A 15,953-nucleotide genomic window follows, 5' to 3' on the forward strand; every position below is an offset into this window, starting at 1 on the left:
AGTTAGACTAGCTAAAAACCTTCCTTGGCTTGTAGAGATTGTCCCGTTTTTCTAGAATGGCTAACAATTTATCTTCTTCAAAAGCAGCTAATTCTTGTTCTGTTTGTTCGAGCTCTATAAAACGACCAAAGCGCACTTCTGTAGCCTCTTCTGGAGTTAGTAAAACTTTTACAAGGTCTCCTGTCCCAATCTCTAGAGGATGGAGAAAGTCCAGTTGGCCAGCCTCTACTTTTTCAGCAATTTCTTCCAAGGTAAGAGCATCTTCTAATTGTAAGCCGGCTGCACTAGTACGAGTCAGATGTGACATATGAGCCGCATAACCAAGCTTCTCTCCCAAATCAACCGATAAGGTACGAATATAGGTTCCCTTGCTACATTTCACACGAAAAGTGAATCGTGCAAGATGACCCTCATAAGAAATCGGACTTGTCCGTTCAAATTGATAAATGGTCACCTGACGTTCTGGACGCTCCACTTCCTGACCGGCACGCGCATACTCATAGAGCTTACGACCATTGACCTTAACAGCTGAATACATAGGCGGAATCTGGGTAATAGGCCCAGTCAGACTGGCTATTGCTTCATCAATAATTTTTTCATCTAAGTGCGACAAAACAGGTGTCTCTGCGACCACTTCCCCACTAGCATCCTCAGTTGTCGTGGAATAGCCAAGAGTGATTTCCCCCTCATAGACCTTACCCTCATCCTGCATAAACTCGACCATGCGTGTCGCCTTGCCAACCGCAATAGGCAAAACACCCACTACATCCGGATCCAAGGTTCCACCATGCCCAATTTTCTTGGTTTCCAAAATCTTACGCAGTTTAAAAACCGCATCATGCGAGGTCATCCCCGCTTCTTTTTTTAAGTTGATAATACCGTTCATTCATTAACTTTCTAAAAATACTAAAACTCTCTTTTGAAAATTCTTACTCTGTTCATAAAGTGCATGGCTGCACTCTGGCAACTTATTGATGCGACTAAAAACATAAACTTTATAAACCTTGACCAATTCTCGGTAAGTTAAAGCTAGCATTTGTGCCATGCCCCTAACTGTCTGTAATCCATCCCCCAACCCTGGTATGATAACGAGAGACTTCTTTCCTTTACCAAAGGCCAGATAATCCATGCCCTTGTCGTTAAAATATAAGTTTTTCCCTTTTGTTGAAGATATTACTTCGTTCCCTCTACTATTTTTTCATGATTTATCTATGTTGAGTTTTTAAATGCAAGGCAAAGCCGGCAGTCACTTTTTCAAATCCAACTGCCTGATAAAACTGATGTGCAGCATTTCGTTCAGCGGTTAATCCACTATTTAGAGCCAGTGCCTCAACTCCTTCTTTTACCGCTTGTTTTTTCAATGCATCGATTAGCATACTAGCAATTCCTTGTCGTCTTGTTTCTTTTGCAACTGACAAAGCTAAAATACGATAGTAAGATCCATCTGCTTCAAAAAAGAAGAGCTTCGCATAACCTAAGAAACCTAAAATTTCTCCGTTTCTTTCAGCTAGAAGACAGCCATAATGTGGTTGAGAAAGAATCATTTCTAAACGTCGAGACAGTTTAGAAGCGGTCGTTGGATAGCCCAAGTCTTCGTATAGAGACAGTAGTGCTTCAGCATCTTTCATTGTTGCTTTTCGTATCTGCATAGGATCCTCCTATTCCCCCTTCAATGCTTCAAACTTCGCTTTCATAGTTGGATTTTTCCGGGTCAATTTTTTGACGGAAACATCTTCTAATTTGTTGTTTGCAAGGCGAAGTTGGTTTTCAGATGTTGTCAGGAACTTCTTAACCTCTTCCATGCGTTTGATGGCCTTGTCGATTTCATCGATTGCCTTACCAAAGTTGGTCGAAGCTGAATTATAGTTCTTAGCAAAAGCTAGTTTAAAGGCATCCAAGTCTTCTTCAAAATGCGTAATGTCAATATTTTGTTCGCGAACCAAGGCCAATTCTTGTTTGTATTTGAGAGAATTAAGAGCCGCATTACGCAAGAGTCCAATCAGCTGAATGAAGAACTGGGGACGAACCACATACATCTTTTCATACTCGTGGCTGACGTCAACAATCCCTGTGTTAAAGTAGTCATTATCGGCTTCAAGCATAGTCACCAAAACCGCATATTCACAGTTCTTTTCACGACGGTCCTTGTCTAATTCCTTGTAAAAATCTGCATTCTTGTGCTTCTTCTCTGTTCCGTCAGCTTCATTTTTCATCTCAAACATGATGGAAATGATTTCGACCCCATTTTCATCACATTCACGGAAGATAAAGTCCCCCTTAGACCCACGCGCAGAAACCTTGTTATCCTTTTCAAAGTAAGCATTTGGAAAGGCAAAACTGCGGACCTTGTTAAACTCACTTTCTGCATACTGTTCCAGACTTTCCCCGATAGCTTTTGTTGATTGTTGGGCTTTGAAATTCTTATAAAATTCGACTTGTTCACTTGCTGCCTTGAGCTGGGCTTCATAGTTTTGTTTAACAGAAGCAAGAGAAAGCTCGTTTTCTTTTTCTTGTAAAAGAAGCTGATTTTTGACCTGATCTCGTTCTTTTTCTAGGTCAGAAAGGGTCTTTTGCAGTTGATTTTCATGCTCTAAACGCAAGGTAGCTAATTTGTTTTCCAAGGCCTGTACTTCCTTGTCCTTAGCCAATAAAGCCTGATGATTTGTCTGTTCAACCTCTTTCTTGGCCAATTCTTTTTCTGTATCAAAGTTTTGGATTTGATTCTGTAATTGCGCAATTTCTTGATCTTTTTGAGCTAGTTTAGTCTGTTGCTCATTCATAGCTTTTTGCTCAGCCAAGGCCAGTTCCTGCTTCATGCGATCGTGCAATTCCTTATCAAACTCTGTCGTTCTCACTTGGGACAGAAGTTCGGCATACTGACTCTCATTTACTGTAAAGACTTCCCCACAATTGGGACATTTGATTTCGTTCATAACGTTCCTCTTTCTAGACTTCTGTAACCATTATATCATGCCTGAGGAAAAATCAAAAACAGCGAGTCGAAACCCACTGTTTATCTTCTTTTTCTTTAAATTTTTTCCAAGGCCAAGCGCAAATCTTCAATCAAATCCTCTACATTTTCAAGACCGATTGACAAACGAATTTGGTTTGGTGTGACACCTGCTGCTTCTAGATCTTTTTCTGACAATTGACCGTGAGTAGTTGTAGCTGGATGGACAACAAGCGATTTAGCATCTGCAACGTTTGCTAGGTCAGAGAAGATTTCTAAATGATCAATTACCTTGCGGGCTTCTGCCTCCCCACCTTTGACATGGAAGGTAAAGATTGATCCCACACCTTTTGGCAAGTATTTCTCCGCCAAAGCATGGTAAGGACTATCAGCCAATTTTGGATAGTTGACTTTTTCTACCTTAGGATGATTTACAAGAAAATCAACAATTTTCTCTGCATTTTGCACATGGCGTTCCACACGAAGTGAAAGCGTTTCAAGTCCTTGGAGCAAGAGAAAGGCATTAAATGGCGACAAGGCTGCACCTGTATCACGAAGCAATTGAACACGGACAGCGATAATAAAGGCTGCTGCACCCACATCACGAGTATAGCTCAAATTGTGGTAACTTGGATCTTCCTCAACAAATTGAGGGAATTTCCCTGAAGCCGCCCAGTCAAAACGACCGCTATCGACAATCACTCCTCCAATAGTCGTACCATGTCCACCGATAAACTTAGTCGCAGAGTGAATAGCAATATCTACACCATGAGAAAAGACGTTAATCAAATAAGGTGTAGCAAAGGTATTGTCGGAAACAAGTGGAATTTGGTGTTTATGAGCAATCTCAGCCAATTTTTCCAAGTCAGGAATGTTTATCAAGGGGTTGCCCAAGGTTTCAATCAAGACAAGCTTGGTATTGTCATTGATAGCTGCTTCTACTTCCTCCAAATTATCCACGTCCACAAAGGTTGTTGTGATACCATAACGAGGAAGTGTTTCTTTCAAAAGATTGAAGGTTCCACCGTAAATAGTCGAAGCAGCCACTACATGGTCACCAGCATGGGCAAGAGCCAAAATCGTATAAGTCACTGCGGCCATACCTGATGCTGTTGCAAGAGCTCCAACACCACCTTCAAGGGCAGCAATTCTTTCTTCAAAGGCAGCTGTTGTCGGGTTGGTGATACGAGTATAAATGTTCCCTGGTTTTCTCAAGGCAAACAAATCGGCACCTTCCTGCGTGTCATCAAAAACAAAGGATGTTGTCTGATAAATCGGCACTGCACGAGACTTGGTAGCTGGATCCACAACTTGACCAGCATGTAGTTGCAAGGTTTCAAATTTAAAATCACGAGTCATAAAACGACCTCCAAATAGTTTGATTAAGGATATTGTAGCACCTTAAGTTATAGTTTACAAATATCAGTTTTCTATATTTTGATATAAGAAATAGCTATTACTCTATTTTAAAAACGAAAAAAGCACGACTCAATCGTGCTCATTTTCTTAATCTACATAAGTATCTTCGTTTTTATTGAGGAAGGCATATGGAAGACCCATCAAGAGACCACCGCCGATTAAGTTTCCAACGAAGGTTACACCCCAGTGACGAAGCATATTTCCAACACCGAAGTTAGCAATTGAATCCGCAGCAACACTGAATTTTACAATCGCGAAAGAAGCAAAGTTCGCCGCAATGTGCTCGTTTGTTAAGAATACAAACATGTAAATCGCTGACAACACAAGCCAAAGTTTGGCACCACCATCTTTGACCAAAACAAATGAAAGAATCGCAATATTTACGAAAATATTTGCCAAAATAGCCTCAAGCAAGATTAATTCATTTGAACGGCCTAACTTCATCTCAACAACACCTGAAATAAAGCTATCGTGAGTCAGATGTGCATAGGCTGCTGAATGAGCAAAGCCCCAACCTGCTATCAAGGCTCCGATAAGGTTGAATAAGGTACAGTAAAGTAAAATCTCAGCTGTTTTTCTCCAAGAGATTTTTTTCAAGAAACTACCAGCAGTCAAGAACATCATGTTTGATGTTACCAACTCGGCATTCAAGAAAACAATGTAGGCCAAGCCCCAAGCAAAGACAAATGGAAAGAGGAAGCGTCCACTACCTGGTGCAATTTTATTAATCAAGTCAGCCCCAACTGCACCAGCAGCTGTACTGAAGGTTAAAAATGCACCTGCGAACATAGAACGAATCGCATACTTAAATTTGCTTTGACTATAGAGACTTTCCTTCTTCTTGCAAGCAAATTCAATCTTTGAGATAAATTCTGAAGAAACCATAATAAACTCCTAAAAATTTTTTACCTGATAATTATATCACAAACTTTAGAATTAAGGAAGCGTTTTCTGTATTTCATAACAGTTTATTTTGAAACTCTATCTATAAAAAAATCAGTAAAACCTAAGATTTTACTGATTTATCTTTAATAACGTTGTTTATATGGTTGATTGAAAGCTGTTAGAATTTCTTCAGGTGTTTGTGAATAATCTTTTGTATCTTTCAAGTCACCTTTTACGATAATACGTTCTGTCGCATCATAGTCAACACAGGTTACAAGTGTGATTTCATCAACTCCAGTACGGTCATCAATCTCATCAACGCGGTCTGGAGTCACATGCTTCACTTCACGGATTTCATAGGTATAAACTTTATCCTTATCAGTTAGATAAATTTTCATCCCATTTTTAGCGCGTGATAATGGAGAAAAGAGCATTTGGCTGGCGTTTTCCGCCGTGAAGATGTGATGGCTCGCAAGGGAATAGTTTCCTTTCCCCATCACTTGATCACGCTTCATTGTACCGGCTCCATAGAAGAGATTGACATTATCCAGTCCCTTAAAAATAGGCAAGTTAATTTCTACCTCAGGGACAGCAATTCCACCGATAACAGGCAATTTTTGCGAATCCCATTGTGAGGATAAGACAGCTTCTGATGAAATAGCTTTTACTGAATCAAAGTCAAAATTTCCTTCTGTATCTTGATTTTCTTCCAATTTTTCTTTTGATACCTGGCTGACTTGGTATTTATTGGTATTCCAAACCATGAACATATCACGAATTTTTGAATTGAAAATCAAAGCAAGTGACAAGAGGATTAAGAATCCTGCAAGGATATTGATTAGTAAATTTTTATGGTTTGTTTTCTTTTTGTTCTTTTTATGAGACATTATGCTTCACCTTCTGTTTCGTTTTCTGCCCCAACTTCTTCTTTTTCTGCCGCTGTAACCGTAGTAAAGGTTACAATTTTAGCATCTTGGTCCAGGCGCATCACTTTAACTCCCATAGTTGAGCGACCTGTTTGTGAAATATTGGCAACGTTGGTTCGAATCATGACACCTGTATCAGTGATAATCATCAAATCTTCATCGCCTTTAACTGTCATAAGACCAGCAAGGGAACCATTCTTTTCAGTAATTTTAGCAGTTTGCATCCCTTTACCACCACGACCTTTTGTTGGATATTCAGTCGCAACGGTGCGCTTACCATATCCTTTTTCAGTGATGATCAAAACCTCGTCCTGGTCTGTAATCACACTAGCACCAACAACTGTGTCCCCATCACGGAGATTAACACCTTTCACCCCCGTAGCGATACGACTCATTCCACGAACGGCTGATTGATTAAAGCGAACTGCATAACCAAACTTGGTACCAATGATAATGTCCGTATCTTCTTCCGTCAACAAGACATTAATCAGTTCATCTTCATCTTTAAGGTTCAGTGCTTTAAGTCCATTTTGACGAATGTTAGCAAATTCCTTAACGCTGGTTCTCTTCACAATACCATGACGGGTTGTGAAGAAGAGATAAGCATCGTCACTACGTTCAGACTCGACATTGATGATGGTCTGAATACTTTCGCCTTCATCCAATTTCAAAAGATTGACAATCGGCAATCCTTTGGCTGTACGGCCATACTCAGGAATTTCATAACCTTTCAGGCGATAGACACGTCCTTTATTTGTAAAGAAGAGTAGGTGATCATGGGTGCTAGTTGACACTAACTCACGGACAAAATCATCATCCTTAACTCCCGTACCTTGAACACCACGACCACCACGTTTTTGAGCGGTAAATTCGTCTTGGTCCAGACGTTTGATGTAACCCTTATTAGACAGTGTAATTAAGACATCTGATTCTTCAATCAAATCTTCATCTTCGAGGCTTAAGACTTCACCGACCATCAGTTCAGTACGACGTTGGTCGCCAAACTTACGCTTAACTTCGTCTAATTCATCTTTAATGATTTGAGAAACACGTTCTGGTTTAGCTAGAATATCTGCTAAATCCGCAATTAGAGCCAAGAGATCATCATATTCAGACTGAATCTTATCACGTTCCAAACCTGTCAAACGACGAAGACGCATATCAAGGATGGCTTGGCTTTGACGTTCAGAAAGCTTAAACTTACTCATCAACTCAGCTTGTGCTTCCGCATCCGTTTCACTAGCACGGATGATACGAATCACTTCATCGATATGGTCTAGCGCAATTAAGAGACCTTCTAAGATATGAGCACGCGCTTCTGCTTTTTCCTTATCAAAACGTGTACGACGAACAACCACTTCTTTTTGGTGCTCGATATAAGCATCCAAAATCTGACGAAGGGACAAAATCTTGGGTACACCATTTTGGATAGCAAGCATATTGAAACCAAAGTTGGTTTGCATCTGGGTCATCTTGAAGAGGTTATTAAGAATAACATTGGCAGAGGCATCTCGCTTCACTTCGATAACAAAGCGAACACCTTCACGGTTTGACTCATCACGTACTGCTGTGATCCCCTCAATGCGTTTTTCCTGAACCAAACGAACAATATGCTCATGCACCTTGGTTTTATTAACCATATAAGGAAATTCTGTTACAACGATGCGCTCACGGCCAGTCTTAGTTTCTTCAATTTCAGTACGAGAACGAAGAACTATAGAACCTTTACCTGTCTCATAAGCCTTATGGATACCTGATTTCCCCATTACAAGGGCACCAGTTGGAAAATCTGGCCCAGGCAAAACTTCCATCAAGTCCTTAGTAGTCACTTCAGGATTGTCCATGACCAACTTCACTGCATCAATGGTTTCACCCAAGTTATGAGGTGGAATATTGGTTGCCATCCCAACCGCGATACCAGTTGCTCCATTAACCAAAAGATTTGGAAAGCGCGCTGGCAAGACCAAGGGTTCACGTTCATTGGCATCGTAGTTATCAACAAAATCAACTGTATTTTTATTGATATCACGAAGCATTTCCAGAGCAATCTTGCTCATACGTGCCTCAGTATAACGCTGGGCGGCAGCACCGTCTCCATCCATAGAACCAAAGTTTCCATGCCCATCGACAAGCATGTAACGGTAGCTCCACCATTGAGCCATACGGACCATGGCTTCATAGATAGAGGAATCCCCGTGTGGATGGTATTTACCCATGACATCCCCTGTAATACGAGCAGATTTTTTATGAGGTTTGTCTGGAGTAACACCCAATTCATTCATTCCGTAGAGAATCCGACGGTGAACGGGTTTTAAGCCATCTCGAACATCAGGAAGAGCCCGCGCTACGATAACACTCATGGCGTAGTCGATAAAGCTCGTCTTCATCTCCTTTGTCAGATTGACATTCACTAAATTTCTATCCTGCATTAATAAATGCCTCATTTCACTATTAGTAATTAAATATATTATACCATAATGTCCGCTATATTTCAGGTATCTAAAATCGCTAAAACGTTTACATCAAGAACTCTAATGCATATCCGTGACAAAGCTTTTTAAAAGTGATAAAATTGAAATAACTGGGGAAATCCCTGAATAAAATTAAGGAGATGTTTAGAATAATGACTTCAACTAAACAACACAAAAAAGTTATCCTTGTCGGTGATGGTGCTGTAGGTTCATCTTACGCTTTTGCACTTGTTAACCAAGGAATTGCACAAGAGCTTGGAATTATCGAAATTCCACAATTGCATGAAAAAGCTGTTGGTGACGCGCTTGACCTTAGTCACGCCCTTGCCTTCACTTCACCTAAAAAAATCTATGCAGCTCAATACTCTGACTGTGCAGACGCTGACCTTGTTGTAATCACTGCAGGTGCTCCACAAAAACCAGGTGAAACTCGTCTTGACCTTGTAGGTAAAAACCTTGCTATCAACAAATCAATCGTAACTCAAGTTGTTGAATCAGGTTTCAAAGGTATCTTCCTTGTTGCTGCTAACCCAGTTGACGTTTTGACTTACTCAACTTGGAAATTCTCTGGTTTCCCTAAAGAACGCGTTATCGGTTCAGGTACTTCACTTGACTCAGCTCGTTTCCGTCAAGCACTTGCTGAAAAACTTGATGTTGATGCTCGTTCAGTGCACGCCTACATCATGGGTGAACACGGTGACTCTGAGTTCGCTGTTTGGTCACACGCAAACATCGCTGGTGTAAACCTTGAAGAATTCCTTAAAGACACTCAAAATGTTCAAGAAGCTGAATTGATTGAATTGTTCGAAGGTGTTCGTGATGCTGCCTACACAATCATCAACAAAAAAGGTGCAACATACTACGGTATCGCAGTAGCCCTTGCCCGTATCACTAAAGCTATCCTTGACGATGAAAACGCAGTACTTCCACTTTCAGTATTCCAAGAAGGTCAATACGGAGTTAAAAACGTCTTTATCGGTCAACCAGCTGTTGTTGGTGCACACGGTATTGTTCGTCCAGTAAACATCCCATTGAACGACGCAGAAACTCAAAAAATGCAAGCATCTGCTAAAGAATTACAAGCTATTATTGACGAAGCTTGGAAAAACCCAGAATTCCAAGCTGCTTCTAAAAACTAATTTAGATAGTAATAACTCCTTGAGTCATCAGGGAGTTATTTTTTATCTGTTTCTAAACTAAACCTTTTATGAAGGTTGCGAAAATAAAATTAGGATCCCAATAAAACTGATATGACACAACTTTTAAAGAAGCTAAGCAGCCCCATCAAATCAAAACTCACATTATGAAAGTATGGAGCAAGCAGTACTTGACGCACTTGATACGTTCTCATTAAATCGAAAGTAAAAAGTTTTGCCCCCTTTTTGCCCCCTGGCACAAAAAAGACCTATCATACAGGCTAGAAAGCTTGATATGATAGGCTCTTTTTATTTTAATTAACGTACTGTACGGATACGCATTGTGTTTGTACGTACAGCTTCTCCAACTGGTACACCAGCTACGATAACGATATCGTCACCAGATTGTACAAGACCTGCTTCAACTGCTTTACGTTCAGCAATTTCGAACATATCATCAGTTGATGATGGAGCATCTGTCAACATTGGGATAACACCCCAGTTCAACATCAATCCACGTTCTGTCAATTCGTCGAATGTCAATGCCAAGATGTCAGCATTTGGACGGTATTTAGAGATCAAACGTGCAGTGTGACCTGTCTTAGTAAGAGTTACAACCAATTTAATGTCCATTGAGTTAGTAGCATCTTTAACAGCTGAAGCCATTACTTCTGTCTTAGAGTTGCGTTCAAATGAATCTGAGTTCAAACGACCGTATTCGTTAAGAAGAGTTTGAGCGTTCTTGTCGATTGTAGCCATTGTAGTTACTGACTCAAGTGGGTATTTACCGTTTGCAGACTCACCTGAAAGCATTGTAGCATCAGTACCGTCGATAACAGCGTTGAATACGTCTGATACTTCTGAACGAGTTGCACGTGGTTTTTCAGTCATTGTTTCAAGCATGTTTGTTGCAGTGATAACAACTTTACCAGCAGCATTGACTTTCTTGATGATCATTTTTTGGTAAACTGGAACCATTTCGAATGGTACTTCGATACCCATGTCACCACGAGCAATCATGATACCATCAGCAGCTTCGATGATTTCATCCAAGTTATCGATACCTTGTTGGTTTTCGATTTTAGCGAACAATTGAACATGTCCATTTCCAGTTTCTTCACAGATTGCACGAACTTCGTTAACGTCTTTTGCAGTACGTACGAATGAAATCGCGATGAAGTTGATACCTTGTTCAAGACCGAAGCGGATATCATCGTTATCACGATCAGCAAGAGCTGGGAAAGGAATTTTAGTGTTAGGGATGTTAACACCTTTTTGTTTAGCAATTACGCCATCGTTTTCAACTTCAACTTCAAATTCACGAGTTGCATCATCTTTAGCAACCACACGAAGACCAAGTTTACCATCGTCAACCAAAACTTGACGACCAACTTCAACATCATCATAGATATCAAGAGCACCAGCAACGTTCAATGCAATCACATCACGAGTTGATTTGATTCCTTGTTTAGTTGCAACACGGATTTTCTCACCAGTTTTGTATGAATACTCTTTAGCTTCACCTTCAAACAATTCTGTACGGATTTCTGGTCCTTTTGTATCAAGAAGGAAACCAACTTTTTTACCTGCAAGTTTTTCTGCAAGTTTAACAGTTGCCATACGCTCACCTTGTTCTTGGTGGTCACCGTGTGAGAAGTTGAAACGGAATGTGTTAGCACCAGCTTCAATCAATTTGGCAATGTTTTTAGCTGAAGCTTCAACATCAAGTTTTTCACCCCAGTATCCGTCATCACCAAATTTTTTACCACCACGGATTTCTACCGCAGGTCCCAAAGTTGCAACGATTTTTACACGTTTATTCATGATTTTTGTGACTCCTTTATATATGACCTTTTTGGTCTTATTAACTAAATTATAAATTATGACAAGCTCTTATTCAAGCTAGATAGCTCAAGGTCAGCCTTGTGTGGGTTGTTAACCACAATCTTACCATCTGCAGTAAGGCTAAACAATGCTCCTTCTTCTGCAGTTCCAAGAATTGGGTTTTCAACCATTTTCTCGTTACGGATACCAACCGCAACACCACCGATACCTTCTTTAAGAAGTTTAACAGCATGGGCACCCATACGTGACGCCAAAACACGGTCACGCGCAGTTGGAGAACCACCACGTTGAATATGTCCAAGTTCTGTCACACGAAGGTCGCTTGTATCCCCAGCTTCTTTTAGTTTTTGACCAAATTCAGCTGCTGACATCACACCTTCTGCCAAGACGATGATATTGTGTTTTTTACCACACTCATAACCGCATTTAATGCTTTCTACGATATCTTCAATCTTGAAGCCTTCTTCAGGAATGATGATTTCATCAGCACCAGTTGCTATACCTGCCCAAAGAGCGATATCACCTGCGTTACGTCCCATAACTTCGATAACAAATGTACGACGGTGACTTGATGATGTATCACGAATCTTATCGATAGCGTCCATAGCAGTCGTAACTGCTGTGTCAAAACCGATTGTGAAGTCAGTACCAACGATATCGTTATCGATTGTACCTGGAAGACCGATAGCTGGGAAGCCATGCTCAGTCAAACGCATAGCACCGTGGTAAGATCCGTCACCACCAATAACAACTACACCTTCAATCCCGTGTTTTTTCAATTGCTCAATCCCTTTAAGTTGCCCTTCAAGTTGAGCGAACTCTGGGTAGCGAGCTGAGTGAAGGAAAGTACCACCACGAGAAATGATGTCCCCTACTGAAGCTGCATCTAGGGGATGAATTTCACCGGCAACCATACCAGCATATCCATCATAGATACCAAACACTTCCATTCCTTCTGAAATTGCTTGACGAACAACTGCGCGGATGGCAGCGTTCATACCAGGGGCGTCTCCACCACTAGTCAAAACAGCAATACGTTTCATATTGGTTATGCTCCTTTTTCTTTTAACATTCTTACTGATTATACCACATTTACGTTGAAAATTCTTCTATTTTCCGTAATTTTAGCGATAAATCGTTTTCATAACTATTCCATTCAATTTCGCTTCTAATTCATCAGATTTAGCTACAAAATGATGGGGAGAAACAATTGTTCTCTGTTCCTCTTCATACCTGATAATGACTGGGATTGGGCCTTTATACTGGTCTAAAATACGTGACATTTCTTGATCCGAGTCATAATTTTTTACCTGAATCCAAAAGCGCTCAGCCACTGCTTCTCTTATTTCTTGTGCAATCATTTGCAGACGACCGTCACGTGACTGGACTTTCCCTTTAATATAGTAGAAGGCTCCTTCTCTTACTTCCTGAGCAACCTGTCGATATAAATCTGAAAAGAGGGTAACATCCAATTTTTTCTTACTGTCATCCACCTGTAAGAAAGCCATATTTTCACCTTTTTTGGTACGAATTACTTTTATCTTCTGAACTTCAACCAAGATAATAGCATAGCTATTTTCTGACAAATTACTAATAGGAGTAATCGGATAAATGGCCTTACTTGCAATAGCTTGTAGAGGATGTTTGCTGACGCCTACTCCTAGGAGCTCTTGTTCCATGTAGAATTTTTCTTGCTCCGTCCAGTCCTCCGAATCTTGCCAACTATAGATAGTCTCTCCAAATAAGCTTCCTAATACTTTCACAAATTCAAATAGATTAACTAAATTATTGAATACTTTTTTACGATTTTTTTCAAATGAATCGAAAAGACCAACTTTTACCAAAGGTTCCAGCAAGGGAAGTTTCAAATAATTCTCAGGTAGTTTAGCTAAAAAATCTTCAATATTAGAATAAGGTCTATGTTCAATAATCCAAATAGCCAAATCCTTGCTGAGCCCCTTAATCGATTTCAAACCTAGATAGATAGACTTGTTCGCAATTTTATCGTGATAGGGAATAGTATTAATGGACAATGGGGCTACTTCAAAACCTGCTTCCAAGGCATCTGTTACATAATCACTGTTGGCAGAATTCAACATAATCTGATAAAAGATAGCTGGATAATGTGTTTTAAAATAAGCCAACTGGAAGGCCAAGGCTGAGTAGGCATAGGCGTGAGATCTATTAAATCCATAACCTGCAAACTTCTCCATAACATCAAAAACCTGCTCTGCTTTTTCCGCAGTATGACCAGCTTCTATGGAGCCTTGAATAAAGGAAGCCCTCATCTCATGCATGGCAGTGGCATCCTTTTTACCCATAGCTCGACGCAAAATATCGGCCTTCCCAAGACTAAATCCAGCAAAGCGCTGAGCAACCTGCATAACCTGCTCCTGATAGAGCATAATTCCATAAGTTGGAGCCAAAATATCCTCCAGAGCTGGATCTAGAACAGTCACTTCTTCCTGCCCATGTTTTCTAGCTACAAAATTATTGATATAATCACTAGCACCTGGTCGATTTAAGGAAGTAGTTGCTACGACATCTTCAAAACAGACTGGCTGCACACGCTTGAGTAGGCGAATAGCACCCGGTTGCTCGAATTGAAAGATACCTTTTGTATTTCCAGAGGCAAAAAGAGATAGAGTTTCTTTGTCTTCCAAATCTATTTCTTCAATTTTCAAGTGAATATCTTCGGTTTCAGCAAGCAACTCTTGCATTTTCTGGACAAAGGTCAAATTTCGTAGTCCCAGAAAATCCATCTTCAAAAGTCCACTTGCTTCGACTCCATGAGCATCATACTGGGTCAGTGGAATTTCGTCACCATGTTTTAGAGGGATGTAATTGGTCAAATCTTGGTCACTGATTACAACACCAGCCGCATGGACAGAGGTTTGTCTTGGATAGCCCTCAATCTTGCAGGCAATTTCAAAGGCTTTTTGGTATTCTAATTTACTATTGATTTGCTGACGAAACTGGAGATTCCCCTCATAGGCCGACTTGAGATTATCACGAAAACTGATTTTCTTGGTAATTGCAGATAATTCATACTCTGGCACACCAAAGCGCTTCAAAACATCTCGAAGAGCTTGCTTGGCGCCAAAGGTAGAAAAAGTAACGATTTGCGCAGCATGTTTACTGCCATATTTATTGCCAACATATCTGATAAAATCTGGACGATAAATATCTGGGATATCAATATCAATATCAGGCATGGTATAGCGTTCACGATTGAGGAAACGTTCAAAAATCAGATTTTTCTCTACCGGATCAATCCCTGTGATATCCAAGGCGTAGGAAACCAAACTACCGACTGCAGAACCACGTCCCATTCCCATATAATAGCCATTTGAACGTCCAAAACGCAACAAATCCCAAACAACCAAGAAATAATCGTCAAAGCCCATATCATGAATAACAGCCAATTCTTGGTCTAGACGGTCTTGATATTCTTTACCAGTCACCCCCTTCTGAACAAGCCCCAATTCAGCGCGCTCTCTCAACTCTTCTACCGCTGGTCTAGCAGGATTAAAGCGAGGCAGTTTCAGACTAGTATCCAAGTCATAAGAAATACCTGAAATAAGCTTTTCTAAATTGTCCAAGGCTTGAGGAAAACGTTCTTGGAATAGTTTCTCTAAAGAACTTGCTGATATAAAGACATCTTGTCGTGAGCGCAAGGGAACTTCTCTGAGGGGGAGATTTTCTTTAATCGCTGTTAAAACTTGCAGAACTTCTCTATCCCTGCTTTCAAAAGCATTGACTCGATAAAGGGGTAAAATAGGATGATGAAATTCGCTGGCCAGTGTTTCTGGATAAACTCCAATATAGTAATCACAGCCTAAATTTAGCGAATCCAGTCCATCAAAATAGGGCACAATGACCGCAATATCCTCTAGATACTGAGACAGAATTGACCAAGTTTTCTCCCCCTGCATCTTGGCTGTTGAAAGTTTCATCAACTGCTGATAACCCACACTAGATAGGGCTAAAAAGCGCAAATTCACATCCTTATCATCTACAAGTACATTCATTTCAAGCCCTAATAAAGGATGAATGCCGTATTTTTTTGTAACCTCTAGAAAGTCGAAAGCCCCATAAAGATTGTCAATATCCATCATAGCCAGATGAGTGTATCCATAGTCTTTTGCTACTCTCACATATTTGTCGATTGAAATGACACTCTCCATAAAACTATAGACTGTTTTTGTATCTAGTTGTGCGATCAATTTACACTTCTCCTCTATTGTTCTCACTATATTATACCATTTTCAAAAAGAGAAAGAAAAGAACCTGAGATAGCAAATCTCAAGTTCTTTCTTTA

General features: G+C 40.3%; 11 protein-coding genes and 1 pseudogene. 1 reads left to right on the forward strand and 11 read right to left on the reverse strand.

The genetic code is table 11. The annotated features are described in order from the left end of the window. Positions 1 to 7 precede the first annotated feature (7 nt). From truB to gyrA, 8 genes and pseudogenes are all read right to left on the reverse strand, one after another. The gene (gene truB / locus ACERDH_RS02200) at positions 8 to 886 is read right to left on the reverse strand and encodes a tRNA pseudouridine(55) synthase TruB (protein ID WP_386683090.1); all 879 of its coding nucleotides are present in this window, start codon (positions 884 to 886) and stop codon (positions 8 to 10) included. A 72-nt stretch (positions 887 to 958) separates the two neighbouring features. Further along, positions 959 to 1,174 (reverse strand): annotated as a pseudogene (locus tag ACERDH_RS02205) (alpha/beta fold hydrolase); the annotation flags it as partial. Positions 1,175 to 1,205: 31 nt separating this feature from the next. Then, positions 1,206 to 1,649, reverse strand: a complete 444-nt coding sequence (locus ACERDH_RS02210; protein ID WP_203180652.1) for a GNAT family N-acetyltransferase — start codon at positions 1,647 to 1,649, stop codon at positions 1,206 to 1,208. 9 nt (positions 1,650 to 1,658) lie between these two features. Further along, positions 1,659 to 2,933, reverse strand: coding sequence for a DUF2130 domain-containing protein (locus ACERDH_RS02215; protein WP_386683087.1), 1,275 nt, complete (start codon positions 2,931 to 2,933; stop codon positions 1,659 to 1,661). A 95-nt stretch (positions 2,934 to 3,028) separates the two neighbouring features. Continuing rightward, positions 3,029 to 4,309: an O-acetylhomoserine aminocarboxypropyltransferase/cysteine synthase family protein gene (locus ACERDH_RS02220; RefSeq protein WP_000196318.1), complete on the reverse strand. Its 1,281-nt coding sequence runs from the start codon at positions 4,307 to 4,309 to the stop codon at positions 3,029 to 3,031. A 147-nt stretch (positions 4,310 to 4,456) separates the two neighbouring features. Further along, positions 4,457 to 5,254 (reverse strand): formate/nitrite transporter family protein, encoded by a 798-nt coding sequence (locus tag ACERDH_RS02225; RefSeq protein WP_033677042.1) that lies wholly within the window; start codon positions 5,252 to 5,254, stop codon positions 4,457 to 4,459. Positions 5,255 to 5,397: 143 nt separating this feature from the next. Continuing rightward, positions 5,398 to 6,141 (reverse strand): class A sortase, encoded by a 744-nt coding sequence (locus tag ACERDH_RS02230; protein ID WP_386683082.1) that lies wholly within the window; start codon positions 6,139 to 6,141, stop codon positions 5,398 to 5,400. Then, positions 6,141 to 8,609, reverse strand: a complete 2,469-nt coding sequence (gene gyrA, locus ACERDH_RS02235) for a DNA gyrase subunit A (protein WP_386683079.1) — start codon at positions 8,607 to 8,609, stop codon at positions 6,141 to 6,143. The genes ACERDH_RS02230 and gyrA overlap by 1 nt, the downstream gene beginning before the upstream one ends. A gap of 194 nt (positions 8,610 to 8,803) precedes the next feature. On the opposite strand from gyrA, the gene ACERDH_RS02240 reads away from it, so the two are divergent. Beyond that, complete coding sequence (locus ACERDH_RS02240) at positions 8,804 to 9,790, forward strand: L-lactate dehydrogenase (RefSeq protein WP_000204728.1); 987 nt, start codon at positions 8,804 to 8,806, stop codon at positions 9,788 to 9,790. Between the two features lie 315 nt (positions 9,791 to 10,105). Here the strand turns inward: ACERDH_RS02240 and pyk are convergent, their stop codons facing one another. The 3 genes from pyk to ACERDH_RS02255 all read right to left on the reverse strand — a co-directional run bounded on the left by pyk (position 10,106) and on the right by ACERDH_RS02255 (position 15,858). Then, a complete protein-coding gene (gene pyk, locus ACERDH_RS02245; protein WP_004254582.1) occupies positions 10,106 to 11,611 on the reverse strand; it encodes a pyruvate kinase in 1,506 nt (501 codons plus the stop codon). A gap of 56 nt (positions 11,612 to 11,667) precedes the next feature. Then, on the reverse strand, positions 11,668 to 12,675 hold the full coding sequence (gene pfkA / locus ACERDH_RS02250; protein WP_000820863.1) for a 6-phosphofructokinase: 1,008 nt from the start codon (positions 12,673 to 12,675) through the stop codon (positions 11,668 to 11,670). Between the two features lie 81 nt (positions 12,676 to 12,756). Next, positions 12,757 to 15,858, reverse strand: coding sequence for a DNA polymerase III subunit alpha (locus ACERDH_RS02255; protein WP_386683074.1), 3,102 nt, complete (start codon positions 15,856 to 15,858; stop codon positions 12,757 to 12,759). Between the last annotated feature and the right edge of the window lie 95 nt (positions 15,859 to 15,953).

The organism is Streptococcus bovismuti, assembly GCF_042436615.2.
GTDB lineage: Bacteria > Bacillota > Bacilli > Lactobacillales > Streptococcaceae > Streptococcus.

Bases quoted from the DNA above. Each gene is read 5' to 3' on its own strand.
- pyk (WP_004254582.1), bottom strand. From the start codon at position 11,611: ATGAATAAACGTGTAAAAATCGTTGCAACTTTGGGACCTGCGGTAGAA.
- gyrA (WP_386683079.1), bottom strand. From the start codon at position 8,609: ATGCAGGATAGAAATTTAGTGAATGTCAATCTGACAAAGGAGATGAAG.
- pfkA (WP_000820863.1), bottom strand. From the start codon at position 12,675: ATGAAACGTATTGCTGTTTTGACTAGTGGTGGAGACGCCCCTGGTATG.
- ACERDH_RS02225 (WP_033677042.1), bottom strand. From the start codon at position 5,254: ATGGTTTCTTCAGAATTTATCTCAAAGATTGAATTTGCTTGCAAGAAG.
- ACERDH_RS02240 (WP_000204728.1), top strand. From the start codon at position 8,804: ATGACTTCAACTAAACAACACAAAAAAGTTATCCTTGTCGGTGATGGT.
- ACERDH_RS02210 (WP_203180652.1), bottom strand. From the start codon at position 1,649: ATGCAGATACGAAAAGCAACAATGAAAGATGCTGAAGCACTACTGTCT.
- ACERDH_RS02220 (WP_000196318.1), bottom strand. From the start codon at position 4,309: ATGACTCGTGATTTTAAATTTGAAACCTTGCAACTACATGCTGGTCAA.
- ACERDH_RS02215 (WP_386683087.1), bottom strand. From the start codon at position 2,933: ATGAACGAAATCAAATGTCCCAATTGTGGGGAAGTCTTTACAGTAAAT.
- truB (WP_386683090.1), bottom strand. From the start codon at position 886: ATGAACGGTATTATCAACTTAAAAAAAGAAGCGGGGATGACCTCGCAT.
- ACERDH_RS02230 (WP_386683082.1), bottom strand. From the start codon at position 6,141: ATGTCTCATAAAAAGAACAAAAAGAAAACAAACCATAAAAATTTACTA.